The following is a 25,543-nucleotide window of genomic DNA, read 5'->3' on the forward strand; positions in this document are numbered from 1 at the left end:
TGTACACGATACGAACCGGTCGAGCCTTCGTGGCCGCTAGGTTCCTCTGTCCGTAAAAGTAAAGGAATGCTGCCATGAGCAACGGCATCATCGATCTGGTCGACGCAGGTCAGCTGCGCGACGACATCCCGAACTTCCGCCCCGGCGACACCCTTGACGTGCACGTCAAGGTTATCGAGGGCAACGTAACCCGTACCCAGGTCTTCACCGGTTTTGTGGTGCGTCGCCAGGGTGGCGGCATCCGCGAGACCTTCACCGTCCGCAAGATTTCCTTCGGTATCGGCGTTGAGCGTACCTTCCCGGTTCACTCCCCGAACATTGAGAAGATCGAGGTCGTTCGCCGCGGCAAGGTTCGCCGCGCGAAGCTGTACTACATGCGCGACCTGCGTGGCAAGGCTGCCCGCATCAAGGAGCGCCGCTAGGCAGCAGGGCCCTTACTGGCCCCTTTCCTTGCACCCCGTTGTCAACGTTGGTTGGCGGCGGGGTGTTTTTCGTTTGGTGGGGTGCTGGGGTGTTTGGGGTGCTGACCTGCGTTAACCCCATCAGTCACATGCGCCTCATTGTAAACAAGGCCGTTTGTTACGGAAGTGAAAGTTGCCACCTGGGGTTTTGTAAACGACCCCGGGGTCGCTTACAAAACGCCATCCCGGCCAAGCGTCTCCTTCTCAATGTCGCAAGCCGTTGACCAGCGTTAACCCCACTCGCCACACCAGCCTCATTGCAAACATTTCGATATGTTACGGATGTGACTTGAAAACCGCAGGACGCTGAAAGATTTCGCGATCATTTTCAGCGACATCCGAAAAGCGCCAGACAGCGTGTAGGGTGATGCGGGTGACTACACCGAATGATCCGGTCCGCACCGAGCATGAAACCCACTGGCCGGGGGAGCCAGCGCAGGCGGAAACCACCCAAGAAACCACCCAAGAAACCACCCAAGAAGAAACCCAAGCGCCCAAGCAGACCCCGTGGTACATCGAGATCCCCGCGGTTGTGATCTTGACGTTGTCATTGATGTTTGTCATTCAGACGTTTTTGGGGCGTTTGTATGTGATTCCGTCGGCGTCGATGGAGCCGACGTTGCACGGTGAGAGCGGTTCGGGTGATCGCATTTTGGTGCAGAAAGTCAGCTACTACTTCAGTGACCCGGAGCCGGGGGATGTGGTGGTGTTTAAGGGCACTGACAGTTGGAATACCGGGTTTGTGTCGAATCGTTCCAACAACACGTTCATCCGCGGTATGCAGGAGGTTGGCAGCTGGGTCGGTCTGGTGCCCAAGGATGAGAACACTCTGGTGAAGCGCATTATTGCTGAGGGTGGTCAGACGGTGAGCTGCCAGGCGGGGGATCCGGCGGTGATGGTGGATGGTTCGCCGATTGATCAGTCGTATGTGCTTAATCCGCCGACGTATCCGGTGGACACTACGACGGGTTCGGAAGCTTGCGGTGGTGATTTTTTCGGCCCGCTGACGGTGCCTGAGGGCCATTACTTCATGATGGGTGATAACCGGACGAATTCGCTGGATTCGCGTGCGCATATGGGTGATGAGCTGCAGGGGACGATTCCGCGGGAGAATTTCCGTGGCAAGGTGTCTGCGGTGGTCTTCCCGTTGAGTCGTCTGGGTGGTGTGGACGACCCGGATATTCAGCGTTAGTGTGGTGCGCCGCCTGAAGCAGTTGCGCACCTATGAGGTGGCGCTGGACAAGGTTGGGTTTGGTCCCGTCGCAGGTGTTGATGAGGCGGGGCGCGGTGCGTGTTTCGGCCCGGTGACTATTGCGGCGTGTATGTTGCCCACGCGTCCGTTGCCTGAGCTTGAGGGGTTGGATGATTCGAAGAAGTTGACGGAGCGTAGGCGCCGGTTGCTTTTCGACGCCATCGTTAACTCCGCCACCGCCTTTTCCATCGTGCACGTGCCGGCGGCGGACATTGACCGTCGAGGTATTCAGGCGGCGAACTTGGATGGGGCTCGCCGTGCGGTGGCAGGGCTTGATCCTGCGCCCAAATATGTGCTGATGGACGGGTTTCGTATCCCGGGTCTTGGCGTGCCGCAGTTGCCGGTGGTGGGAGGGGATGCTGCGGCGAGGTGTATTGCGGCGGCGAGTGTGTTGGCGAAGGTGTCTCGGGACGCGTTGATTGTGGAGATGGCGGAGCAGTTTCCGGAGTATGGCTTGGCTGGCCATAAGGGGTATTCAACTGCGGCGCATATGGCTGCGGTGCGCCGCCACGGTGCGAGTGCGCAGCACCGTTATAGTTATGCCAACGTCCGTGAAGCCGATGAGTTTTACAAAGGGGTTGTGCGGTAGATGAGCGCCGAAGAGCTGGACAATTATGAGTCCGAGGTGGAGCTGTCGCTGTACCGTGAGTACCGCGATGTGGCGAGCCAGTTTTCGTATGTGGTGGAGACGGAGCGTCGTTTTTACCTTGCGAATGCCGTGCAGCTGATCCCGCACACTGAGGGCAATGATGTCTACTACGAGGTGCGTATGTCTGACTGCTGGGTGTGGGACATGTACCGTGCGGTGCGCTTTGTGCGTTATGTGCGTGTGATTACGTATAAGGATGTCAATATTGAGGAGCTGGATAAGCCGGATTTGACGTTCCCGGACCGTTAAGGGAACCGAAGGGGGGTTTGGTCAGTCTAAGTGGGTAGGGGCAACGTTTCGCGTTGCTTCGTGTGAATACCTATTTCAGAACTGAAACCATAAGGGGGGACGTTTATGTCTAACCATCGATCCGCCACGCTTTCGCATTTTCCGTTGACGTTGCGTGGTGAGACTACGCAGGTGACGGGGCACCCGGATAGCGAGGTGGCCGACCGTTACGCGCTGGGTGTCGCCGGTGAGAATGTGGCGGTTGGCCTGTATGAGCAGTATGGGTACTCGCTGTACAACAAGCGGGTGCGGTGTCGTGCTGGGGAGTTGGACGCGGTGTTGCGTGCGCCTGACGGCACGATTGTGTTTTTGGAGGTGAAGTCTCGGCGTAGCGGTGAGTACGGCGGGGCGGAGGCGGTGACTGCCAAAAAGCTGGCCACGATGCGCCGGTGCGCAGCAGAGTGGCTGGATCGTTCCCCGAATGGCGGTGGTTCGCAGGTGCGTTTCGACGTCTGCGAGGTCCTTTTCAACGGCAACTCCTATGTGGTGTGCCGCTTCGAGGGGGTTGATGATGGCGCTTGCTAGAACGCTGACGGCCACCGTGGAGGGGCTTCGTGCGCACATGGTGACGGTGGAGGCCAATGTGGGGCCGGGCCTGCCCGGGATGTACATGGTGGGTCTGGGGGATGCAGCGGTGCGTGAGTCGCGTGACCGTATCCGCACGGCTATTGCGAATTCTGGGTTGCCGTGGCCGCGCTCAAAGATCATGGTGTCGCTGTCACCAGCGCACCTGCGTAAAGCGGGCAGCCATTTTGATTTGCCGATTGCGCTTGGGGTTGCGGCAAGTGGAGAGCCGGAGCTGCATCCGGTGCTGGCGCGCACGGTGTTTATGGGCGAGCTTGCGCTCGACGGCACGCTGCGTCGGGTGGAGGGCATCTTGCCGATGTTGCTGCACGCGCAGCGCTCGCGCGCGGAAGGTACCGGCAATGACTTCGACGTTGTGGTGGTGCCGCGTGCCAATGCGCAAGAGGCAGCGCTGCTCAAACGCAAGCATGTGTTGGTGGCGGACAACCTCACGCAGGTGTGGCGTTGGCTGTGCGCGGAGGAGTTCTTAGACACCGCTATCGACGCTGCCGATCGCGCTGCAGCGTCAGCACCGGCTGACCCGCAGACCACCCACGTGCCGGATTTTGCGGATGTGGCGGGTCAGCTTCTGGAGCGCGAAGCGATGGAGATCGCCGCTGCTGGCGGGCACCACATGCTGATGGTTGGCCCGCCGGGTTCAGGCAAGTCGATGCTGGCGGAGCGTTTGCCATCGATTCTGCCGCCGTTGAGTATTGATGAGCAGATTGAGACCACGGCTCTGCATTCGGCGGCAGGGGTCAGCCGCGGGGAGATTGTGGGGAGGCGGCCGTTTGTGGCACCGCATCCGTCGATAAGCAGATTTGGGCTCATCGGTGGGGGATCGGGCGTGCCGGCGCCGGGGGCGGTGAGCCAGGCGCACAACGGGGTGCTGTTTTTGGATGAGGCGTCGGAGATTTCGGCGCACGTGCTGGATTCGCTGCGCATCCCGCTGGAAAAACGCAAGGTGGTGCACAGGCGTGAGCGCCGAAACGTGGAGTATCCGGCGGATTTCCAGCTGATCCTGGCTGCCAACCCGTGTCCTTGCGGGATGGATATTCAAAAATGTGGGTGCACGCCGCTGCAGCGCAGGAACCACCTGTCCAATATCTCGGGGCCGTTGCGGGACAGGTTGGATATTTTCTTGACCACTACAGCGCAGTCGGCGGTGTTGAGTCCGGAAGGGGCGGAGCCGTCGTCCGCAATCCTGGCGCGGGTGATGGAAGCACGTGAACGTGCAGCGTACCGCTGGACCAAGGCGGGCTATGAAGCCACCACCAACGCGGCGATGGACGCTACCGTGATCCGCCGACATTTCCCGCCAGATGAATCCTCCGCAGCAACGATTGAGCACATGCTCAGGAACGACGAGCTGACCCAACGAGGCGTGGATCGGGTGCTCAAGCTCGCCTGGACCATGGCCGATCTTGAACACGAGCCGTGCCCACACATCGACCACATCTACCGGGCGGTGGCGCTGCGCAAGACCCAGCGTGAGGAGGTGGCGGCATGAGCGCGTTGACCTCATGGGCGTACCTCTCACGCGTAATTGAGGGGCCCAACCAGCACCTCCAGGCCCTGTTGCGCGCCGGGCGGGACGCCGATGAAATTGCCAACGGTGTGCGCACACGGGCGAGCTGGCTAGGAGGCTTGGCAGGCGCCACGGAAGCCAGGTACGCGCGGTCAGTGCCCGAAGAGGACCTGGCCAAGGCTGCGGATCTCGGCTTTAGCCTGATCACGCCCGATTCGCCGAACTGGCCAAGTACTGCGATTTCAGCAAGCTTTGACACGCTGACGGCGCTTGAGAAAGGCGCGTGCCCGCCGCACGCGTTGTGGGTGAAAGGGCAGCAGAACCTGCCAGCGTTGTTTGCGCAGTCCGTTGGTGTGGTTGGTACGCGCGCGCCGAGCCACGAGGGACAAAAGGCAACCGCGAACCTGGTAGCCGGTCTTGCGAAACACCAGTACACGATTGTCTCTGGCGGGGCCGCAGGCGTGGATACGGTGGCGCATGACACGGCCCTTGCGAATGCGACGCCAACCGTGGTGATTACGGCCTTTGGCGCCGGGGTGACCTACCCGCGGCCAAACGAGCGCCTGTTTCAGCGCGTGACCAGCCAGGGCGGCGCCATGATCAGCGAATACCCACCGGGTGTTACCCCTGATAGGCATCGGTTCCTGACGCGAAACCGGCTGATCGCAGCGTTGTCGCAAGGCAGCGTGGTGGTGGAGGCGGGCTATCGCTCCGGGGCATTAAACACCTTGAACTGGCTTCACACCTTTAACCGGCAGGCGATGGCGGTGCCGGGCTCCATCATGGAGAAAGCCTGCTTAGGCACCAACCTGGCCATTGCGAAGGAGCAAGCCACCATGGTCTTAAGCGCCGACCACATCCATGAGCTGCTCAGCACGGTTGGTGAAGAAGACATGCAGCTGAAGTTGGACGATCTCTATGAGCCAACACCCATCCAGCGCCTGTCGCGCAATGAGTTGCAGGTCTATGACTCGCTGCCGTTGCCGTCCGTTGGTGCGAGAACCGCCGAGCAAGTGGCCGAAGTAGCCGGCATGGCAGTGGGACTGACGGTGCACCTGCTCATGGAGCTGGAAAGCCGCAACCTTGTTCGCAGGGAACGCCGCCTGTGGCGCCGGGTTGAGCTTGACAAGAAGTGACGAGGCACTAAGTGACTACACTGCCGTTACATGAGTCAACTCCAAGCCGCGGTAGAGGATTTCGCGGAATACGCCACGCTTGTGCAGGGCCGCTCCGCAAACACCGTCCGCGGCTACCGCGCAGACTTAGCGCTGCTGCAGGGCCGGATTGACACGTTTGCGCAGTTCACGCTGGACAATCTGCGCTTGTGGCTTGCGGACGCCGTCGCGCAAGGCAAAGCCCGCTCCACCCTGGCCCGGCGCACTGCAGCCGTACGCGCGTTCTCTACGTGGGCGTACAAACAAGGCCACATTGACACGGATGTGGCGGCGCGCCTGGTCACGCCGAAGATCACACGCCCGCTGCCGGCTGTACTGCGCGCAGAGACAGCAGCGACCATGCTGGAACAGGTGGAACAGGTGGAACAGCAGGATCGGGGGGAGGGCGTTGGGGGCGATGGCGGGGGCGTCGATAAGCAAAAAGCCCCTGAAGCGCTGAGAGATGCGGCGATGCTGGAGCTGCTCTATGCCACCGGCATGCGTGTCGGCGAGCTCACCGGGCTGGACGTAGGCGATGTGGACCTCAATAGGGGCCTGGCCAAAGTCACAGGCAAGGGCAACAAGCAACGCATGGTGCCGTTCGGGGACCAAGCAAGCCGGGCAGTGCGCGACTGGCTCAACCACGGGCGCGCCGAGCTTGCACACAAGGATGCGGGTGATGCGCTGTTCGTGGGCAGTCGAGGCAAACGCATTGACCAGCGGCAGGTACGCCGGGTGGTGGAACGCGCCGCAGACAACGCAGGTGCAAGTGACATTACGCCGCACTCCCTACGCCACTCCGCTGCCACACACCTGCTTGAAGGCGGGGCAGACCTACGCGTGGTGCAAGAACTCCTCGGGCACGCCAGCCTGCAAACCACCCAGATCTACACACACGTATCCGCACAGCGGCTCAAAAACGTCTACGACCAAGCCCACCCACGCGCCTAGCGCCTAACCCGTGCTGTGCGCTCCACCGGCTTGAGCCGAATCTTCGGCGGCTCCAACAACGTCAACGGATCAATGTAGGTATCCGGCCCCGTCTTCGCACCCCAATGCAACCCATCGTGCTCACCGGCAAAGCGGCTCGTTGCACGCGCCAAAACCCCAATGACTTGGCCCTCAGCAACCTCATCACCAACCGCAACACTGGCACGCACCGGCTGATACGTCGTGCGAATCCCCTCCGGAAACCTCGCCGACGGCGCATGATCCACCGACACGATTGGTGTGCCTGCCACACTGCCCACAAACGCCACCGTGCCAGCCTCCGCCGCCAACACCGGCGCGCCGGGCTGCAAGTACAGGTCAACACCGCGGTGGCCGGGCAGCCAATTGCGCTTCGGAATATCCGCCGGACGTGTCACGCGGGTGGCGTAGTCCTTGCCGGTTGTCGGATCCACCCAGGCTGTGGCATACGGCTGGCTGCAAATGCAAGCGAGTGCGACCGCCCATGCGGTGAGTGTTGCACGCGTAGAAATGTGACCAGAATGCTTGAAAGAAATCCCCGTAATCCCCATGCAGATACCTCACCACAAAACTGCCGTGCGCGCTAGTGGTTTCTTAAGACTTTATGGACGGGGCACTCGGCGAGGGAGTCGATGCCACCGGATGCTGCAGCTCAATTAGGTAATTGCGCAGCACGTGAGTATTGTTATGCGGGCAGTCTGTAACAAGATTGACTTCGCGCGCCGAATAAGGCCAGCTCAGCAACGGTCCCTCGTCAAGGGGTGCAGGGCTAGTCCGGTGCCAGGGTGCGGGATAAAAACCCGCACAACGCTGACCACGTACGTAAACCGAAACTACTTTTCTCCGAAGGAGATCATTCCCATGGCAGTTGTAACCATGCGCGAACTCCTCGACGCTGGTGTGCACTTTGGCCACCAGACTCGTCGCTGGAACCCGAAGATGCGTCGCTTCATCTTCACCGACCGCAACGGCATCTACATCATCGATCTGCAGCAGTCGCTGACCTACATCGATGAGGCTTACGAGTTTGTGAAGGAGACCGTCGCACACGGCGGCACCATCCTGTTCGTTGGCACCAAGAAGCAGGCGCAGGAGCCGATCCGCGAAGAGGCTGAGCGCGTTGGCATGCCGTACGTCACCCACCGTTGGCTCGGTGGCATGCTCACCAACTTCCAGACCGTGTCCAAGCGTATTGCCCGCATGAAGGAACTGCAGGCAATGGACGCAGCCGAGAACGGCTACGCAGGCCGCGGCAAGAAGGAAGTCCTGATGCTTAACCGTGAGCGCACCAAGCTGGAGCGCGTCCTCGGCGGCATCTCCGAGATGACCAAGGCTCCGTCCGCACTGTGGATTGTGGACACCAACAAGGAGCACATCGCCATCTCCGAGGCGAAGAAGCTGCGCATCCCGGTTGTTGCCATCCTGGACACCAACTGCGATCCGGACGAGGTTGACTTCCCGATCCCGGGCAACGACGACGCTATCGGCGCTGTGATGCTGCTCACCCACGTTGTGGGCGAGGCTGTCATCGAGGGCAAGAAGCAGCGCGAGGAGCGCCAGCTGGCTGCCGCACGTGATGCTGCAGGCGACACCGATGCGAAGATGCAGGCTGAGGCTGCTGAGGCTGCCGCACAGGCTGCTGCATCTGACGAGGTTTCCGCAGCTGATGCCGCTAAGGCCGCTGTTGCCGCAGAGACCGCTGCTCCGCAGGAAGTTGCAGAGGTTGAGCAGCCGGCAGCTGTCCGCGCTGCTGAGCAGGCTGAAGCTGACAAGGCATAGTCTGGCAAGGCATAGTTTTGCCGTGACGCACACCGCGTGTGCCGCATGAGGGATCCCCGCGTACGCATTGTGCGCGGGGATTTCGTGCGTAAGTGACGGGTGTCAATTCCGGTTGGGTGCGGCACGCGCCTTGCCCCTCCGGACCCTTCGCTGCCGAACAAACACAGTTCGGCTAATCTTTCTAACGTTAAACACCTTTCCCCGATTTAGAGGAGGAATCGCCACATGGCGAACTACACTGCTGCAGACGTAAAGAAGCTTCGTGAGACCACTGGCTCCGGCATGCTGGACTGCAAGAAGGCCCTGGAAGAGGCTGGCGGCGACTTTGAGAAGGCCGTTGAGGCCCTGCGCATCAAGGGTGCGAAGGACGTGGGCAAGCGCGCTGAGCGCAACGCTCTCGAGGGCCTGGTTGCTGTTTCCGGCAACACCATCGTTGAGATCAACTCTGAGACCGACTTCGTGGCTAAGAACCAGGAGTTCAAGGACCTGGCTGATCAGATCGCTGAGGCTGCCGCTGCGGTGAAGGCTAACTCCCAGGAGGAGCTGGCTAAGGCTGACGTCAACGGTGAGACTGCGCACGAGGTGCTCGAGCGCATGTCCGCCAAGATCGGCGAGAAGCTGGAGCTGCGCCGCGCTGCCACCGTTGAGGGCGACAATGTTGCGAAGTACCTGCACCAGAAGGCTGCGGACCTGCCGCCGGCTGTTGGTGTGCTGGTTGCTTACACCGGTGACAACGCTGAGGCTGCTCACCAGGTTGCGCTGCAGATCGCTGCTATGAAGGCTCGTTACCTCAACCAGGAGTCCGTCCCGGCTGACGTGATTGAGAAGGAGCGTGCGGTTCAGGAGGAGATCACCCGCAACGAGGGCAAGCCGGAGGCTGCTATTGCCAAGATCGTTGAGGGCCGCATGGGTGGCTTCTTCAAGGACGTTGTCCTGCTGGATCAGCCGTCCCTGGTTGACTCCAAGAAGACCGTCAAGCAGATCGCTGATGAGGCTGGCATTGAGATCACCGACTTCGTTCGCTTCGAGGTTGGCCAGGCTTAAGCCTTAGCATCCCAGCATGTGCCCCAGGTTCGCCTGGGGCTTTTTGCTTGTGTGGGGGCGTTGCGCAATGAGGCAATCCGGGGAGATGATGTCGCCACCTGGGGGTATGGGGTCTGGAATGCAGCAATTTGGGAATTGCTGCAGCCGTAAGCGTCCTAGGCTCGCTTGGGGCTTTTTGCTTATCGACGTCTCAGCGCCCACACCCCATCCCGGGCCTCAAACACCAGCTGTCCATCTGGGTTCAGCGCTAACACTGCCTCGGCGTCGCCTCCACACAAGTCGACCTGGGATCGTTCCATGGCAATTTTTGACACTTTGCCGTTGGGTTTTTGGACGAGCACCCAATTGGTGGCGTCGTTGGCGTCCTCATAATTGCGAAACACGTGACGGCCAAGCATGTCATTTGCCGTCTGGCCCGCGTACGGGCAAACAAGGAGGACTTGCGTTGCGTTGGGATAAACGTCGCTGATGTGCAGCGTGACAGAAGCGTCACCCCCGTGTTTTGACAGTGCGTCCTGCAGCGCGTGTTGGTAATCATGTGTGCCGCAGGCTGTTAGCAGCAAACAGGAGAGTGCGGTAGCGGTGAGTTTGGCGCGCATCTGGGTCCTTTTGATCTGGCAGCGTAAGATTGTCGCCGAGTGTATCTGACCCCCTTTTCAAAGGAGTTGACAAACGTGACCGAAGCCACGGCACCTGTGCGCACAGGCTACAAGCGAGTGATGCTGAAGCTGGGTGGTGAAATGTTCGGCGGCGGCAAGGTTGGTATTGACCCTGACGTGGTTGAAAGTGTGGCCAAGCAGATTGCAGAGGTTGCCCGTGGTGGCACTGAGGTTGCGGTTGTGATTGGTGGCGGTAACTTCTTCCGCGGCGCGCAGCTGCAGCAGCGTGGCATGGACCGTGCACGTTCGGACTACATGGGCATGCTGGGCACGGTGATGAACTGCCTGGCGTTGCAGGACTTCTTGCAGCAGGAGGGCGTGGACTGCCGTGTGCAGACTGCCATCAACATGGCGCAGGTGGCTGAGCCATACCTGCCGCTGCGTGCATCCCGCCACCTGGAGAAGGGCCGCGTGGTCATCTTCGGCGCTGGTATGGGTATGCCGTACTTCTCCACGGACACCACTGCAGCACAGCGCGCGCTGGAGATCGGCTGCGAGGTGCTGCTGATGGCCAAGGCTGTGGATGGTGTGTATGACGCTGATCCGCGGGAGAACCCGAATGCGCAGTTGTTTTCTGAGATCACCCCGCGCGAGGTCATTGAGCAGGGTCTGAAGGTTGCAGACGCTACGGCGTTTAGCCTGTGCATGGACAACAACATGCCGATCCTGGTGTTCAACCTGCTGCAGGAAGGCAACATTGCACGTGCGGTTGCCGGTGAGCAGGTAGGCACGCTAGTCGCGTAATAACGCCGCGAGCTCAAGCAGCTCAGCCCCCGTGACGTTGAGGGCGCCCAAGTGGACGGGCCCCAAGGCGATCGCGGGGGTTTTCAGCATGTTGAACACCGAACACCAGGGGGACCAGCCGGTTTGGGCTTCGAAGCTGTCTTCAGGGCTCATGTCGGAAAACGTGCCGAGTTTTGGCGGGTCGAATGCAAGGGTGGGGCAGAGCACGACGTCTACGTCCCAAGTGCGTGCGAGCAGCTCCGGCAATACGCCTACATGGGTGGAGGCGTTGGCGCGGGCTTCAGGGCTTAGGGCAAGTGCTTCCTCGTGCAGCCAGCTAATGTAGTCGCTGTCTAGTGGCTCGGCGTTGGTGAACGAGGACTTAATGATGGTGCCGAAATGCCTGTAGGTTTCGCGTGACTCGGGGTACGGATCAATTGCCACCACTTCGTGGTAGCGGTCGAGCACACCTGCGGCCTCATCCACGGCATCCAAACGCCAGGATTGCACCTGCGGGTCAGCGAAGATGCCGCGGGTCAGCACACCGATGCGTAAGCGCCGTGGCGGGGGAGGCGTCCACCCGAAGATCTCCATCTGGTCTTTGACGGTGGTGGTCAGCATCCCGTGCGCCGACAGCGATTTGCCACCCAGTTTGAAGCCGACCACGTTGCATGCCGCGGCGGGAACGCGAATCGAACCACCCGCATCCGTGCCGTGCGCTGCCCGGCTTAAACCCAGCGCCACCGCCACACCTGCACCCGTAGAAGACCCACCGGGGGTGCAGCCGGGATACGCCGGGGATTCCAACACGGGCATATCGGGGCGCTCCGCGTAGCACGTTGCGCCTAACTCTGAGCTCAGTGTGGTTGCCGGCACGCTCGCACCCTGGCGCAACAGCCAAGCAACAAACGGGTCGTGGTCGGTTGGGGTGGAGGTGCGGTGCGGTGAGCCGTCGATAGTAGGAAGCCCCACAACCGGGGTGGATGACTTGATGGGGATGGACCATCCGTCCAATCGAGCGCCGTGGGTGCCACGGATTGGGGTGTTGGCGATGGACGCAAACGCTGGGTGGTGCATGGTGTGCAAGTGTAGGCCGGGGGTGCGCTGGTAGATTTGGGGGCGTTACGTTTTTCAAACGACCATGAAGGTAGGAACTGACCCATGATTGATGACGTGCTGCTAAACGCCGAAGAGAAAATGACCGCTTCGGTGGAGCACACCCGCGGCGAGCTGGCTTCCATCCGCACCGGACGTGCGAACCCGGCCATGTTCAACGGCGTTATGGCGGACTTCTACGGCGCGCCGACGCCGATCAACCAGATGGCAACGGTTTCGGTGCCGGAGCCGCGCATGCTCATCATCAAGCCGTTCGACCCGTCCACTATGCGCGAGATTGAGGACGCGATCCGTAACTCCGACCTGGGCGTCAATCCGACGGATGATGGTCATGTGATCCGCGTGACTATCCCGCAGCTGACGGAGGAGCGCCGCAAGGACCTGGTCAAGCAGGCCAAGCAGAAAGGTGAGGAGGGCAAGGTTGCCATCCGTAACGTGCGCCGCCAGGGCATGGAGTCCCTGAAGAAGATCCAGAAGGACGGCGACGCAGGCGAGGACGACGTGCAGACCGCTGAGAAGGCTCTGGACAAGACCACGCAGGGCTACGTTGCACAGATTGATGATTTGGTTTCCAAGAAGGAAACCGAGTTGATGGAGGTCTAAACCTCAAGTGTCTATGCACATCCACGCCCCCAAGCCGAAGAATAAGGCGGGGCGCAACCTGGGCGCTGCGATCACCACAGGCGTGATCCTGGGCGCGGTGGTCATTGCAGCGGTGTTGGTTGGCCCTATGGCGTGGTACCCACTGGTGGCGGTGGCTGTTGCCTTCGCCATGTGGGAGGTGCTTACGCGGCTGCGTGAGGCGGGCTACCAGCAGCCGCGCACGCTGCTGATCATTTTGGGCCAGATCATGCTGTGGTCCTCGGCGTTCTACGCCAGTGGCGGCTTAGTTGCGGCGTTTGCCATCTCTGTGCTGTTTTTGATGTTCTGGCGCCTGTTTTTCCACACCAGTGGGCCTAGCACTGATGCCACAGGGCGCTTGAGCCGCAGCGCCAACCCGGAAAACTACCTGCGCGATACTTCCGTTGGCATTTTTGTGCTGACGTGGATCCCGCTGTTTGGTTCTTTCGCTGCGATGATCTCGTTGATTGATGAGGGCGGCATTCCGGGATCCCGCTTCATCATCGCGTTCATGTTGTGCGTGGTGGCGTCTGACGTTGGTGGCTACGCCGCCGGCGTGATGTTTGGCACCCACCCGATGGCCCCGGCGGTCAGCCCGAACAAGAGCTGGGAAGGCTTTGCCGGCTCCATGGTCTTCGGCATGATCACTGGCTTGCTAGTTGTGCATTTCTTGATCCACGGCCCGTGGTGGCTGGGTCTTGTCATGGGTGCGGCCCTGGTGGTGTGCGCAACCATGGGTGACTTGGTGGAAAGCCAGTTCAAGCGTGAGCTTGGCATTAAAGACATGTCCAACCTGCTGCCCGGCCACGGTGGCCTGATGGACCGTTTGGACGGCATGCTGCCAGCCGCGTGCGCCACCTACGCTTTGCTGAACGCCGCGGTGCTGCTCAACCCGTTCTAGCTTTTTCTGGTCCAAGGACTGCTTTAATTCGCCTGAAGTGGGCTTGACGTGCAACAATGGGGCGCATTATGAGCGATGTTCCCCAGATCAACCTGCTGGCGCCCAAGCGCGGCATGCCGCCGAAGCACTTCGCGGACCTGAATAAAGAAGAGCGCATTGATGCGCTGAAGGAGCTTGGCCTGCCCAAGTTCCGCGCCGATCAGATCGCGCGCCACTACTACGGCAAGTTCGAAGCTGATCCGTTGACTATGACGGACCTGCCGGAAGCGCAGCGCCAGGCGGTGAAAGACGCGCTGTTTCCAACGCTGCTAACCCCAGTGCGCAAGGTGGAAACCGACAACGGGGACACCACGAAAACACTGTGGCGTCTGCACGACGGCATCCTGCTGGAGTCCGTGCTTATGCGCTACCCGGACCGCGCCACGCTGTGTATTTCTTCCCAGGCGGGCTGCGGCATGGCGTGTCCGTTCTGTGCCACGGGCCAGGGTGGGTTGGACCGTAACCTGTCTACCGCAGAAATTGTGGATCAGGTGCGCGTTGCGGCAGCAATGATGCAGGAGGAAGGCTCGCGCCTGTCCAACATTGTGTTTATGGGGATGGGGGAGCCGCTGGCCAACTACAAGCGTGTGGTGTCTGCGGTGCGCCAGATCACGCAGCCGTCGCCAGAGGGGTTCGGTATTTCGCAGCGCAACGTCACGGTATCCACGGTGGGGTTGGCGCCGCAGATCCGCATGCTTGCAGACGAAGGGTTGTCCTGCACCCTCGCCGTCTCCCTGCACACGCCGGATGATGAGCTGCGCGATGAGTTGGTGCCGATGAACAACCGCTGGCCTGTGTCCGAGGTGTTGGACGCCGCGCGTTACTACGCCGATAAGTCGGGTCGCCGCGTGTCCATCGAGTACGCGCTGATCCGTGACATCAATGACCACAACTTCCGCGCTGACATGTTGGGGCAGAAGCTGCACAAGGCCCTCGGCCCCAAGGTGCACGTGAACCTGATTCCGTTGAACCCGACACCGGGATCGAAGTGGGATGCGTCCCCGAAGGACCGCCAAGAAGAGTTTGTGCGCCGCGTGATTGCCCAGGGCGTGACGTGTACGGTGCGCGACACCAAGGGCCAGGAGATTGCCGCGGCCTGTGGCCAGTTGGCAGCAGACGAGAAGGCGGGTTAAGCACCAGCAACGACAAAACCCGGCCACGTAAGGCCGGGTTTTTTATATCTAGCTTCGTACTAGTGCTGGGAACTAGTACTGCGGTGCACGCAGGTGTGCAACGCGAGCCGGGTCGATGTTGAGGGCGCGCAGCTCACGCTCACCAAGATCGGCGTAGACACCGGAGAGCGTCTTCTGGTCGTATGCCCAGTCCGGCTCCTGGTGGCCAACCGGCTTGTTGTGCGCGGTGACGGTGCGTACCTGGTTCAGCTTCGGCTGGGTTGCCAGAAGAATCAAACCAAGTGCGATGACCACTGCGAGGGTGACAAGCCAGATGGTCTCTACGTGACCCTCGTGGTTACCAAAGTTGAACCCAACCAGGGCGATGACGGAAATCCAGCCTGCGACCTGGATGATGCCGTTGCCGGCTTCGCTCCAGCCAAAGCGGGCGGATGGGACATCTGCCTCAGATACGCCGTTGTACACCTGAGGTGCGTTGTCGAGAGCGTGGTTGGCCACAGCCAAACTCCTTCATGCTGAACAATTGGAAAACAATTGGAACTATTTGCAACAGTATTGGCACCATTCTTTCACATGGGCTTGCCAGTTTGCGAGTGAATACCCCCTAAACGTCCGAAAGTTTTACCGCTTGTGGAGCAGACTGGAACAATGGCGGGTGTGAGACGCATTCTGATTCTGGGTTCAACAGGCTCTATTGGTACGCAGGCGCTTGAGGTTATTGAGGCTAACCCTGCTGATTTCGTAGTCGCGGGTATCGCGGCTGCGGGAAGTCAACCGCAGGCGATCATTGACCAGGCACGTACGCATGGCCTTGCACCCGATCAGGTTGCCGTGCAGCGAGAAGACGCTGCGCAACAGGTCAGTGAGGCGCTTGGCGGGGAAGTGATCTCGGGCAAGGAAGCTGCACGCGAACTTATTAAGAAGCACGAAGCAGACGTGGTGCTCAACGCGCTTGTGGGCGCGGCGGGGCTCAGTTCAACGCTCGCGGCGTTGGAGACCGGCGCGGTGCTGGCGTTGGCTAACAAGGAATCTCTCGTTGCCGGTGGCTCGCTGGTGCTGGACAAGGCACGCGAGGGCCAGCTGGTGCCGGTGGATTCGGAGCACTCGGCGATGGCGCAGTGCCTGCGCGCAGGCCACCCGGAGGATGTTGCTCGTTTCGTACTCACGGCTTCTGGTGGGCCCTTCCGCGGCCGCACGCGTGAGCAGATGATGGGGGTGACCCCGCAGGAGGCTGTGACACACCCGACGTGGTCCATGGGCACGATGAACACGATCAACTCAGCAACCATGGTCAACAAAGGCCTTGAGCTGATTGAGGCGGCGATGTTGTTCGGGATCGATCCGGACATTATTGATGTCACCGTGCACCCCCAATCCGTCATCCACTCCATGGTCACGTTTGTGGATGGTGCCTCGATCGCGCAGGCCTCCCCGCCGTCGATGAAGATGCCGATTGCGCATGCGTTGGCGTGGCCGCGTCGTGTAGCAAAAGCCCAGCCCGCACTCGATTTCGCCCAGGCGCACACGTGGACCTTCGAACCCTTGGATGCCGAGGCGTTCCCGGCGGTGGAGCTTGCGCGTGAGTCGGTGAAGCGCGGCGAGCCCTACCCGGCTGTGTACAACGCGGCGAATGAGGTTGCAGTGGATGCGTTCTTCGCCGGACGCATCGCGTTTCCGCACATTGTTGATGTGGTGGCGCAGGTGCTTTCGCTTTTCGACGCTGACGGCAACCACCCCCAACCCCCAACCACCGTCGAAGCCGTTTTGGAGGCGGACGCGCGTGCGCGCAGTTTGGCTGCCGAGGTGATTGCAACAATCGCCGCTGGCGCGAAGGCGGATGCGTAGGTGGGCGCGCTTGGCATAGTGCTGTTCGCGCTGGGTATTGCGGTGTCGATTGCGCTGCATGAGGCGGGGCACATGTTTACGGCGCGTGCCTTTGGCATGCGGGTGCGCCGGTATTTCATTGGGTTTGGCCCGACGGTATGGTCGACGAAGCGCGGGCACACTGAGTACGGCATTGCTGCACTGCCGTTTGGTGGCTTTTGCGACATCGCGGGCATGACGGCGCTGGATCCGGTGACGGAGGATGAAGCGCCGCACGCCATGGTGAATAAGCCGTGGTGGCAGCGGGTAATCGTCATGATTGGCGGGATTGTGATGAACCTGCTGATCGGCGTGGTAATCATCTATATGGTGGCCACGATGTCGGGGATTCCTAACCCGTACGCGGACCGCACGCCACGGGTTGGTGAGCTGACGTGTACGTCGGATCAGGTGGATGAGCAAACGCTTGCGCCGTGTACTGGGCGCGGCCCTGCGTACGCGGCGGGGTTGCGCTCAGGCGATGCGTTGGTTGCGGTAGACGGTGAAGCGATCACTGCGTTTGCGCAGTTGCGTGATTACGTGATGACTCGCCCAGGTGAGACCGTGGACGTCACGGTTGAGCGAAACGGCGAGCATAAGGACTTCGCAGTGGAGGTCCAGGCGGTCAAGCGCTTAAACCCGCAGACTGGCCAGGAGGTAGAAGCTGGCGCAATCGGTGTGGGCCTGGCACCGGTGCCGGATGCGATGAAGCGCTTCGGACCGCTTGAGGCAGTCCCGGCTACCGCGAAGTTCACCGGTGAGATGTTGGGCGCCACCGTTGATGGTTTGATTGCGTTTCCGGGCAAGATCCCGGGTGTTGTGGCATCCGTATTCGGTGCGGAGCGTGACGTGGAGGGCCCAATCAGTGTCATCGGCGCGTCGCGTACCGGTGGCGAGCTTGCGGCAAACAGCCTGTGGCCGGTGTTCTTCCTGATGCTGGCCAGCCTGAACTTCTTCCTCGCGCTGTTTAACCTGGTGCCGCTGCCGCCTTTGGATGGTGGGCATATCGCGGTGATTTTCTACGAGAAGATCCGGGACTTCTTCCGGCGCCTGCGTGGCCTGCCACCTGGCCCGCCGGCGAACTACGAAAAGCTCATGCCGTTGACCTACACAATCGCAGGGCTGCTTTTGGTGGTTGGTGTGCTTGTTATGGCGGCGGACGTGGTGAACCCCGTGAAGCTTTTGGGCTAAGGTAAACCGCATGAATCTCCCCATCGGTTTAGGTATTCCAGAAGGCCCGCCGCCGACGTTGGCGCCGCGCCGCAAGACGCGTCAGCTGATGGTTGGTGGGGTAGGTGTTGGGTCGGACCACCCGATCACGGTGCAGTCCATGACCACGACAAAGACGCATGACATTAACGCCACGCTGCAGCAGATCGCGCAGCTGGCCACCGCGGGTTGTGACATTGTTCGTGTCGCTTGCCCGAAGACGGTGGACGCGGAAGCGTTGCCGGCGATTGCTGCAAAGTCGCCGATCCCGGTGATTGCAGATATTCACTTCCAGCCGAAGTACATCTTCGCCGCCATCGATGCGGGCTGCGCCGCAGTGCGTGTGAACCCGGGCAACATCAAAGAGTTTGATGGCCGCGTCAAGGAAGTGGCTAAGGCTGCGGGGGATGCAGGTATCCCGATCCGTATTGGCGTCAACGGTGGCTCCCTGGACAAGCGTCTACTGGAGAAGTACGGCAAGGCCACCCCGGAGGCGTTGGTGGAGTCCGCGATTTGGGAGGCCGGCTTGTTCGAGGAACACGGCTACGGCGATATTGCGATCTCTGTGAAGCACTCTGACCCGGTGCTGATGGTGGAGGCCTACCGTCAGCTGGCAGAGAAGACGGACTACCCGCTGCACCTTGGTGTGACGGAGGCAGGCCCGAAGTTCATGGGCACGATCAAGTCTTCCGTGGCGTTCGGTGCGCTGCTGTCGCAGGGTATCGGCGACACGATCCGTGTCTCCCTCTCCGCAGACCCGGTGGAGGAGATCAAGGTGGGTGATCAGATTCTGCAGTCGCTGAATCTGCGCCCGCGCAAGCTTGAGATTGTCTCCTGCCCGTCCTGTGGCCGCGCCCAGGTGGATGTGTACAAGCTGGCTGAAGAGGTCACCGCAGGCCTTGACGGCATGGAGTTCCCGCTTCGTGTGGCCGTGATGGGCTGTGTTGTCAATGGCCCCGGTGAGGCTCGTGACGCGGATCTCGGCGTGGCTTCCGGTAACGGCAAGGGCCAGATCTTTGTCAAGGGTGAGGTTGTGGAAACCGTGCCGGAGTCCAAGATCGTGGAGACTCTGATCGCGCACGCGCTGCGTATTGCTGAGGAGCAGGGCCTGGAGGAAGTGGCCGGCGCTAAGGCGGAGGTCAAGGTTACGCGCTAGACGCGTTCCGACATGTTTGTGGCAGCGCCGGGGATCCCCTCGGCGCTGTTACGTTTTTCTCATGCGCCGCCTTATTGCCCTGTTTAGCTGTCTGTTTCTCGCAGTGGTGCTTGCGGCATGCACACCGAGGCCCGACTCGGCAGAGCCGGTAGCGAAGGCTTTTTTGAAAGCGCTTGAAGAGCGCGCCGAGTTTGGCAAGATTATCGACGATCCGTCGACCGCCCAGTCCGCCGCCGAAACCACCTGGGAGGGCTTGCAAGCGGAGTCGCTTGAAACAACGCTGACGGAGGTAAGCCAAAGCGAGGCGATTGCCACAGCGACTTACCGCATGGCCTGGCAGCTTCCGCGTGAGCGTGAGTATGCCTATGACGCGCACATGACGCTTACCCAGTCCGCAGAGGGATGGCAGGTGCGCTGGCAGCCGTCTGCGATCCACCCGAAGCTGGGAGCCCACCAGCATTTGGAGCTGCGCGCAATCCCGGCCCGCCCGGCCAGTGTGGTCTCCTCCGATGGTGCGGAGCTGCTCCGTCCGGGTGTGGCCTACCGCGTGTTGGTGGAACCTAAGGGCATCAAGAGCGTGCCGCAGGCTGCCCAGCGCATCGCGACAGCCCTTGCGGCCGCACATGAGGTTGATAGGGCTGTTCCGCTTCATAGTGCTGCGTCGCTCACCCAAGCCCTTTCTTCCACCCAATCAACGTATTCGGCTGCCCTGATTCCTGCCACCGCAAAGGACGCCTTCGAGCAAGCCCTCGGCGGCGAGGCGGGCGTGCGGCTTAACGAGGAAGCCGCAATGGTTAACCTTGACCCCGGCTTCGCACCGGACATCATGGCGCGTATTGCCACCTTGGTTGGTGATGATCTGGATGGTGACCCGGGCTGGAGCGTATCCGTAGTCAACGAAAACGGTGTGGCCTTTGAACAGGTTGAGCGTGTGGATCCCGCGTCCTCGCCAGCAATCCAGGTCAGTCTGGACCGTGCCGTGCAGCGCGCCGCGGAGCAAGCGCTAGAGCCGGTCGCTGGCCGCGAGGCAATGATTGTGGCAATCCGCCCCTCTACTGGTGGGATCTTGGCGGTCGCCCAAACTCCGGCGGCGGACAAGAAGGGCAACCTGGCCACGATGGGCCAGTACCCGCCGGGCTCTACGTTCAAGATCATTAGCGCCGCAGCAGGCCTGGAGCGCCAATCGCTGACCCCGGATTCCATCGTTCCGTGTCCCGGCACGATGAACATTTACGGCCGCACGGTGACTAACTACGCCGGTTTCGGCATGGGCAGCGTGCCCCTGCAGACGGCGTTCGCGCGTTCTTGCAACACCACGTTCGCGGACATCTCCACCAAACTGGCACCCGGCGAGCTCCAAGAGGTGGGCAAGCAGTTCGGTCTTGGCCTGGATATGACTATCCCGGGGCTAGACACCATTACCGGTTCTATCCCGGTGGGCGAGACCCCGCTGGAGCGCACTGAGGCCGGCTACGGCCAGGGCTATGACCTGGCAAGCCCGTTTGGGATGGCGTTGGTTTCTGCGACGGCTGCACGCGGTGAGATGCCCGTTCCGTTCCTGCTGCCGGGGGAGGAAACGCAAGTCAATGAGCATGTGGAAAAGCCCCGCCCGGAGGCGATGGAGCAGCTGCGCCAGATGATGCTTGCGGTGACCTCGCCGGGTGGTACCGCAAGTGGGCTTACATCGCTTGGAGACGTTCGCGGTAAAACCGGCGAAGCCGAAATCACCGGCGGATCGCACTCCTGGTTTACCGGCTACCGGTCTGACGATGACATTGCGTTTGCCACGCTTGTTGTATTGGGCGGCGGCTCTGAAACGGCCGTGGCGCTGACGCAGACCATGCTTGCAAACCTGGATGCGGCAAGGGGCTAACATTGATCGCATGAATCAACGCGGAAAATTGACCCCAGGTAAGCCAACCCCGATTAGGAAAGTGCCCGCGTCGATTGAGCGGCCGGAGTACGCCTGGAAGGACGAAGTCCAGGAGAATGTGGGCGAGCCGTTTGTGCAGAGCCCAGAGACCATTGAGGCGATGCGCGAGACGTCCAAGATTGCGGCCAATGCGTTGGCGATTGGCGGTGCAGAGATCAAGCCAGGTGTGACCACGGACTACGTTGATGGCGTGATCCATGAGTACCTGCTTGATCACGGCGCGTACCCGTCTACGCTGGGGTACCGCGGCTTCACAAAGTCCAGCTGCATTTCGCTCAATGAGATCGTCTGCCACGGCATCCCGGATACGACGGTGATCCACGAGGGCGATATCGCCAACATCGACGTCACTGCGTACAAGAACGGCGTGCACGGTGACACGAACGCGACGTTTTTTGCCGGTGAGGTAGCCCAGGAGCACCGCGATCTTGTAGACCGCACGTATCAGGCGATGATGCGCGGTATCAAGGCTGCGAAGCCGGGACGCCAGGTGAATGTGATTGGTCGCGTTATTGAGTCGTACGCGAAGCGCTTCGGCTACAACGTGGTCACAGACTTTACTGGCCACGGCGTAGGCACCACCTTCCACAATGGCTTGGTGGTGCTGCACTATGACTCGGATTCCTACACGGACATCCTTGAGCCGGGTATGACACTGACTATTGAGCCTATGATCAACCTGGGCGAGTTGCCTTACGACGTGTGGGATGACGGCTGGACCGTCCAAAACCGCGACGGTGAGTACACAGCCCAGTTTGAGCACACGATCCTGATTACTGAGGACGGCAATGAGATCCTCACCCTCCCAGACGCTGACGTGGCTGCTGGCCAGCACATGCTGGGGGAGTAGGACCTCCTATCCTGGCCCGTTAAGGGCCTGAACAAAGAGAAAAGCTCCCACTCAATCGAGTGGGAGCTTTTTATCGCTTACTGCGGGAAAAATTAGAGCTTGATCCAGCCGTTGTAGGAAGCGTAGTTAACGCCAGCGATGATCAGGCCGATAACAGCACCGATTGCGCCAACGATGGAGGAGTCAACCCACCAGCGAGCCCAGTCCGGAACAGCCTTAGCGTCGGTCTGCTTGCCGAAGTGATCGGTTGCGAAGTATTCCTTGTTCTCCTGAGCGGACTTCGGCCATTCGCCGTCACCCTCCAGCTTGCCAGCGAAGATCGGGCTCTTCTGCTCGGTGGCGCTGTCCTCAGTGGAGGAACCGGGATTGGTCGGCTCAGCGGTAGCGACGGTTGCGCCACCAAGAACCAGAGCTGCTGCGGTAGCGGAAGCCACGGCTGCGTTGCGGAAGTTACGCATGTTTATCCTTCTTTCGAGTATCTAGGTTGTTTGGAGGCTACGACTTAGAAAGACGGGCCGTGGACGAAGAAGTTGTACGCCGGGCCGAACACGAGGCCAACGAGCGCGCTAACGAAGGTAGCGATGCCACCAACGAAGAGGAGCTTGTAGATCGGAGCCTGGTCCTTCCAGTTCTCATCCTTAGCGAAGAAAGCGTCGTAGGTGGTGCCGTTCAGCTGGGTGTTGCCGTCCTTATCCTTCTCGGTTGCGCCGAGGGTCTGACCAGCCTTGAAGGAGGAGCCGGCATCCTTGTTGTTGGTTGCCTCTACGGTCTTGGTTGGCAGGCCGTTGTTCGGCTGTGCCGGCTGCTGATCCTCAGCGGTTGCGACTGCGGTGGAGCCGAATGCCACAGCAACGGCGGTGGCGCCTGCGAGGGCGGCCTTCTGGAACTTGCGCATGAAACAAATCCTTACTCGTAGTACTTGTAGGACGTCCACAGTAAAGCAGGAGCTTCACCCTGGAGGCTCTCGGTAGGAAGTGGCGGCTCCCTTGTGCCGAGCGTCGCGGACCATATTAGCAACTAACTTGGACCGCGGCGCAACCTAGCGCCTAAAATTTTGCCAGAATTCTCTAACGTCAAAATTGTGGGCTGGGTTTAGTAACGCCAGTGTTCTAGCTGGCGATACTCATGCTTCAGTAGCAACATCACCTGCCCCTATTTCGGGGGTGATTCAAACTTAGAAAGTTTTGCTCATGTTGTTTACGCATCCACAAAATCGAGTTCTAGACCCAAAATGGCGTTCTCAGTAACCTCAGGCAGTGCTGGGTGAATCCAGTACTGTTTGCGGGCAACTTCGCGCAGATCAAGATCAAACGCCATGATCGTGATCGCCTGCTGAATAAGCGAGGACGCCTGCGGGCCCATGTAGTGGGCGCCAAGCAGACGGCCAGTCGCCTTATCGGCAATCAGCTTCACAAGACCCGTGGTGTCTTCCAGCGCCCAGCCGTAAGCAACGTCGCCGTAGCGCTGCACCTTCACCGTCACGTCGTAGCCCTGCTCGCGAGCCTGGTCCTCGTTGAGACCAACCGTGGCAATCTGCGGGTGGGTAAATACGGCGTAGGGGACATGCTCGTGCGGCATCGTGCGCTGCGGCTCCTTGCCCTCGAACTGCGACACAATGTTCGCAGCCACCGCGCGGGCCTCCGCATTGGCTACGTGCTTGAGCTGATACGGGGAAGAGACATCGCCAAGCGCCCACACACCTTCAGCGGTGGTGCTCCCAAACTCATCAACCTTGATACGGCCATCTGGGTGAAGCTCCACGCCACCGTCTACGGCGCGAAGCTCGTCACCGTTGGGAATGCGGCCGGTGGCAAGGAGGAGGTGTTGGGAGGTCAGCGTTGTGCCGTCGTCAAGCAAAAGCTCAATGCCGCCCTCTGTGTTGCGGGCAGACGTAATGCCGGAGTGAACAACGTTGAAGCGCTCGGAGGCGAGCTCATTAAAGGCGTCCCGAATCGTCGGATCCAGGGAGCGAAGCATCTGCGAGCGGCTCACAATGGTCACCTTCGTGCCCAGTGCATCAAAAACGTGCGCAAACTCCATGGCAATGAAACCGCCGCCGACAATAATTAAGGACTCCGGAAGCGCATCAAGGCGCATGATGTTCTCATTAGTGTGATAGTTCACGCCCTCAGCCCACTCCGGGATGCGGGGGCGCGACCCGGCTGCAATCAGAACCTGGTCTGCCGTGATAGTCGCAGGGCCATCTGCGGTGCCGGTGGCGATGGTGCGCAGGCCGGTGAAATAGGCAGGCTGGTCGTAAACATCCACGTTCGGGCATTCGTCTGAACGGCGATACTCCTCGCCGCCAGCGGCGATCAGATCAATGCGGTTGGCAAATACGCGGTCTTTGATTGCATCCCAATTAGCACCTTTATATTCCAAGCTAATTCCAAGGCGATCAGACTCGCGCGGCGTGTAGGCCGCATCGGCGGCCAGCACGTACATCTTGGTGGGAATACAGCCAACATTCAGGCAGGTGCCGCCAAAGGCACCCTTCTCCACGATTGCAACGCGCTTGTTGTCAAAGCGCTCGTCCAAAATCGTGTTACCGGAGCCGGTGCCAATAATGATGAGGTCATAGTGCGTATTCACAGAGTCTCCAACCATTCTGCAGTTGTCTTAAAAGCTACTTCGCGGGCAAAAGATTCAGAAAGAAACACGTCATGCCGTGCACCCTCAATCGTCTTAACAGTTGAGGTGTGAGACAGTGTCGGAGCCCATCTTCGGATCTGCTCCACGTCCAACACCGTGTCTGCAGTATCCGCGGCAGCCGAGTAGTCCTTCCCTAAATAGGAGTGCGCAGACACAAGCGTCAATGTGGGCACGCCCGTATCAATGTTGCCGGCGTGAATCTGTTGCTGTGCCTTATTAATAGCGCGGATCCAGCCGAAATATTTCCGATGCCCATAGACCGGCTTCATCGCGGTATCGAAGTGCCACTCACCATGCTTGCTGTGGTGGATGGACTCGCCGTAGGTGCCCAAATTGTCCTGCGGCAGCGGCAACAGTGGGAGGAAGCGGCCCACAGTATTCATCACTGGACGGGCAACGGTTACAAAAACGGGGTGGTATTGCAGATCCAGCCAGGGGCTGTTGAGTATGAGCCCCGCAATGTGCGCGTGACGCTTTGGGTCCTCGCGGCGCAAGTAATCCAGCCACAAAGGGGCGATCAGCCCGCCAGTGGAGTGGGCGACGGGAATGACCTTTTGGGAAGCCACGTCATCTGTGATGATGTCTAACGCCGCGTTGAGCTCTGGGTAGTAATTTGCAACATCCCGGGTGTAATGCCACCGCTGGCCCGCCTTGCGGGAACGGCCGCTGCGACGCAGATCAACCGCATAAAACGGGTAACCAAGCTCGGTGAAGTATTCCGCTACGTGTGTTTGGAAGAAGTAATCACTCATGCCGTGAATCCACAGCAGTGCAGGTTTGTTCGGATCTGCCTTCTTGTTGCCAGCGATTGCCTTGACCACTACAGCCTGGACCGCTTTGCCAGTGTCCGGGTCCTTGCCTAGATCAATCGTTGCCTGTTCATAGTCGGGGCCGAGAATGTCTGGGCGAAAAATTGTGGTCTGACTCATGCGGCCAATACTAGCCGCGAGCGTCAAACTACAGCGTAGAGTGGAAAAGCACTAGGGTTGTAGAAGCACAA

27 protein-coding genes are annotated in these 25,543 nt (G+C 60.3%); 19 read left to right on the plus strand and 8 right to left on the minus strand.

Going from position 1 to position 25,543, the window contains the following annotated elements; genetic code table 11:
- Nucleotides 1-74 precede the first annotated feature (74 nt).
- From rplS to AK829_RS02040, 8 genes are all read left to right on the plus strand, one after another.
- Entirely contained in the window at nt 75-422 is a 348-nt protein-coding gene (gene rplS / locus AK829_RS02005; RefSeq protein WP_052203798.1) for a 50S ribosomal protein L19, read from the plus strand.
- A 406-nt stretch (nt 423-828) separates the two neighbouring features.
- Entirely contained in the window at nt 829-1,653 is an 825-nt protein-coding gene (gene lepB / locus AK829_RS02010; protein ID WP_083279081.1) for a signal peptidase I, read from the plus strand.
- Between the two features lie 4 nt (nt 1,654-1,657).
- On the plus strand, nt 1,658-2,302 hold the full coding sequence (locus AK829_RS02015) for a ribonuclease HII (protein WP_052206328.1): 645 nt from the start codon (nt 1,658-1,660) through the stop codon (nt 2,300-2,302).
- Complete coding sequence (locus tag AK829_RS02020; RefSeq protein WP_052203799.1) at nt 2,303-2,611, plus strand: DUF2469 domain-containing protein; 309 nt, start codon at nt 2,303-2,305, stop codon at nt 2,609-2,611.
- A gap of 105 nt (nt 2,612-2,716) precedes the next feature.
- Nucleotides 2,717-3,175: a YraN family protein gene (locus AK829_RS02025; protein ID WP_083279082.1), complete on the plus strand. Its 459-nt coding sequence runs from the start codon at nt 2,717-2,719 to the stop codon at nt 3,173-3,175.
- The gene (locus AK829_RS02030) at nt 3,162-4,724 is read left to right on the plus strand and encodes a YifB family Mg chelatase-like AAA ATPase (protein WP_052203802.1); all 1,563 of its coding nucleotides are present in this window, start codon (nt 3,162-3,164) and stop codon (nt 4,722-4,724) included. Before AK829_RS02025 ends, AK829_RS02030 begins: the two co-directional genes overlap by 14 nt.
- A complete protein-coding gene (locus AK829_RS02035) occupies nt 4,721-5,878 on the plus strand; it encodes a DNA-processing protein DprA (RefSeq protein WP_052203804.1) in 1,158 nt (385 codons plus the stop codon). The genes AK829_RS02030 and AK829_RS02035 overlap by 4 nt, the downstream gene beginning before the upstream one ends.
- Nucleotides 5,879-5,908: 30 nt before the next feature.
- Nucleotides 5,909-6,847: a tyrosine recombinase XerC gene (locus tag AK829_RS02040; protein WP_052203806.1), complete on the plus strand. Its 939-nt coding sequence runs from the start codon at nt 5,909-5,911 to the stop codon at nt 6,845-6,847.
- On the opposite strand, the gene AK829_RS02045 is transcribed toward AK829_RS02040, so the two are convergent.
- A complete protein-coding gene (locus AK829_RS02045) occupies nt 6,844-7,416 on the minus strand; it encodes a M23 family metallopeptidase (RefSeq protein ID WP_083439710.1) in 573 nt (190 codons plus the stop codon). The two genes, AK829_RS02040 and AK829_RS02045, sit on opposite strands and share 4 nt — an antisense overlap.
- 310 nt (nt 7,417-7,726) lie before the next feature.
- Here AK829_RS02045 and rpsB point away from each other — a divergent pair, with 310 nt between their 5' ends.
- Nucleotides 7,727-8,644 (plus strand): 30S ribosomal protein S2, encoded by a 918-nt coding sequence (gene rpsB, locus AK829_RS02050; protein ID WP_052203808.1) that lies wholly within the window; start codon nt 7,727-7,729, stop codon nt 8,642-8,644.
- A 225-nt stretch (nt 8,645-8,869) separates the two neighbouring features.
- Nucleotides 8,870-9,688, plus strand: a complete 819-nt coding sequence (tsf, locus tag AK829_RS02055) for a translation elongation factor Ts (protein ID WP_052203809.1) — start codon at nt 8,870-8,872, stop codon at nt 9,686-9,688.
- 179 nt (nt 9,689-9,867) lie between these two features.
- Here the strand turns inward: tsf and AK829_RS02060 are convergent, their stop codons facing one another.
- Nucleotides 9,868-10,287, minus strand: coding sequence for a hypothetical protein (locus tag AK829_RS02060; RefSeq protein ID WP_052203811.1), 420 nt, complete (start codon nt 10,285-10,287; stop codon nt 9,868-9,870).
- Between the two features lie 120 nt (nt 10,288-10,407).
- Here AK829_RS02060 and pyrH point away from each other — a divergent pair, with 120 nt between their 5' ends.
- Nucleotides 10,408-11,091 carry a UMP kinase gene (pyrH, locus tag AK829_RS02065; protein WP_052206331.1) on the plus strand — a complete coding sequence of 228 codons (684 nt, stop codon included), beginning with the start codon at nt 10,408-10,410 and terminating at the stop codon, nt 11,089-11,091.
- Here pyrH and AK829_RS02070 read toward each other — a convergent pair.
- Nucleotides 11,080-12,147, minus strand: coding sequence for an amidase family protein (locus AK829_RS02070; RefSeq protein WP_052203813.1), 1,068 nt, complete (start codon nt 12,145-12,147; stop codon nt 11,080-11,082). The two genes, pyrH and AK829_RS02070, sit on opposite strands and share 12 nt — an antisense overlap.
- Nucleotides 12,148-12,231: 84 nt before the next feature.
- Here AK829_RS02070 and frr point away from each other — a divergent pair, with 84 nt between their 5' ends.
- The 3 genes from frr (at nt 12,232) to rlmN (ending at nt 14,880) form a co-directional block, all read left to right on the plus strand.
- Nucleotides 12,232-12,789: a ribosome recycling factor gene (frr, locus tag AK829_RS02075; RefSeq protein WP_052203815.1), complete on the plus strand. Its 558-nt coding sequence runs from the start codon at nt 12,232-12,234 to the stop codon at nt 12,787-12,789.
- A gap of 13 nt (nt 12,790-12,802) precedes the next feature.
- Nucleotides 12,803-13,708, plus strand: coding sequence for a phosphatidate cytidylyltransferase (locus AK829_RS02080; protein ID WP_052203818.1), 906 nt, complete (start codon nt 12,803-12,805; stop codon nt 13,706-13,708).
- A gap of 68 nt (nt 13,709-13,776) precedes the next feature.
- Nucleotides 13,777-14,880, plus strand: coding sequence for a 23S rRNA (adenine(2503)-C(2))-methyltransferase RlmN (gene rlmN, locus AK829_RS02085; RefSeq protein ID WP_101734432.1), 1,104 nt, complete (start codon nt 13,777-13,779; stop codon nt 14,878-14,880).
- Between the two features lie 72 nt (nt 14,881-14,952).
- Here rlmN and AK829_RS02090 read toward each other — a convergent pair whose 3' ends face one another.
- Entirely contained in the window at nt 14,953-15,378 is a 426-nt protein-coding gene (locus tag AK829_RS02090) for a DUF2631 domain-containing protein (RefSeq protein WP_052203822.1), read from the minus strand.
- Between the two features lie 150 nt (nt 15,379-15,528).
- Here AK829_RS02090 and dxr point away from each other — a divergent pair, with 150 nt between their 5' ends.
- The 5 genes from dxr (at nt 15,529) to map (ending at nt 21,891) form a co-directional block, all read left to right on the plus strand.
- Nucleotides 15,529-16,725, plus strand: coding sequence for a 1-deoxy-D-xylulose-5-phosphate reductoisomerase (dxr, locus tag AK829_RS02095; RefSeq protein ID WP_052203824.1), 1,197 nt, complete (start codon nt 15,529-15,531; stop codon nt 16,723-16,725).
- Entirely contained in the window at nt 16,726-17,934 is a 1,209-nt protein-coding gene (locus AK829_RS02100) for a M50 family metallopeptidase (protein WP_052203825.1), read from the plus strand. It abuts the gene before it with no gap.
- Between the two features lie 10 nt (nt 17,935-17,944).
- On the plus strand, nt 17,945-19,108 hold the full coding sequence (gene ispG, locus AK829_RS02105) for a flavodoxin-dependent (E)-4-hydroxy-3-methylbut-2-enyl-diphosphate synthase (RefSeq protein ID WP_052203828.1): 1,164 nt from the start codon (nt 17,945-17,947) through the stop codon (nt 19,106-19,108).
- A gap of 61 nt (nt 19,109-19,169) precedes the next feature.
- Complete coding sequence (locus AK829_RS02110; RefSeq protein WP_052203830.1) at nt 19,170-20,981, plus strand: penicillin-binding transpeptidase domain-containing protein; 1,812 nt, start codon at nt 19,170-19,172, stop codon at nt 20,979-20,981.
- Between the two features lie 10 nt (nt 20,982-20,991).
- Nucleotides 20,992-21,891: a type I methionyl aminopeptidase gene (gene map / locus AK829_RS02115; protein ID WP_052203832.1), complete on the plus strand. Its 900-nt coding sequence runs from the start codon at nt 20,992-20,994 to the stop codon at nt 21,889-21,891.
- A gap of 92 nt (nt 21,892-21,983) precedes the next feature.
- Here map and AK829_RS02120 read toward each other — a convergent pair whose 3' ends face one another.
- From AK829_RS02120 to AK829_RS02135, 4 genes are all read right to left on the minus strand, one after another.
- On the minus strand, nt 21,984-22,349 hold the full coding sequence (locus tag AK829_RS02120; protein WP_052203834.1) for a hypothetical protein: 366 nt from the start codon (nt 22,347-22,349) through the stop codon (nt 21,984-21,986).
- A gap of 44 nt (nt 22,350-22,393) precedes the next feature.
- On the minus strand, nt 22,394-22,786 hold the full coding sequence (locus AK829_RS02125) for a hypothetical protein (RefSeq protein ID WP_052203836.1): 393 nt from the start codon (nt 22,784-22,786) through the stop codon (nt 22,394-22,396).
- 302 nt (nt 22,787-23,088) lie between these two features.
- Nucleotides 23,089-24,498: a mycothione reductase gene (gene mtr, locus AK829_RS02130; protein WP_052203839.1), complete on the minus strand. Its 1,410-nt coding sequence runs from the start codon at nt 24,496-24,498 to the stop codon at nt 23,089-23,091.
- On the minus strand, nt 24,480-25,472 hold the full coding sequence (locus tag AK829_RS02135) for an alpha/beta hydrolase (protein ID WP_052203840.1): 993 nt from the start codon (nt 25,470-25,472) through the stop codon (nt 24,480-24,482). The genes mtr and AK829_RS02135 overlap by 19 nt, the downstream gene beginning before the upstream one ends.
- Between the last annotated feature and the right edge of the window lie 71 nt (nt 25,473-25,543).

Origin of the sequence: Corynebacterium riegelii (assembly GCF_001263755.1) — a bacterium.
Taxonomy (GTDB): Bacteria; Actinomycetota; Actinomycetes; order Mycobacteriales; family Mycobacteriaceae; genus Corynebacterium; species Corynebacterium riegelii.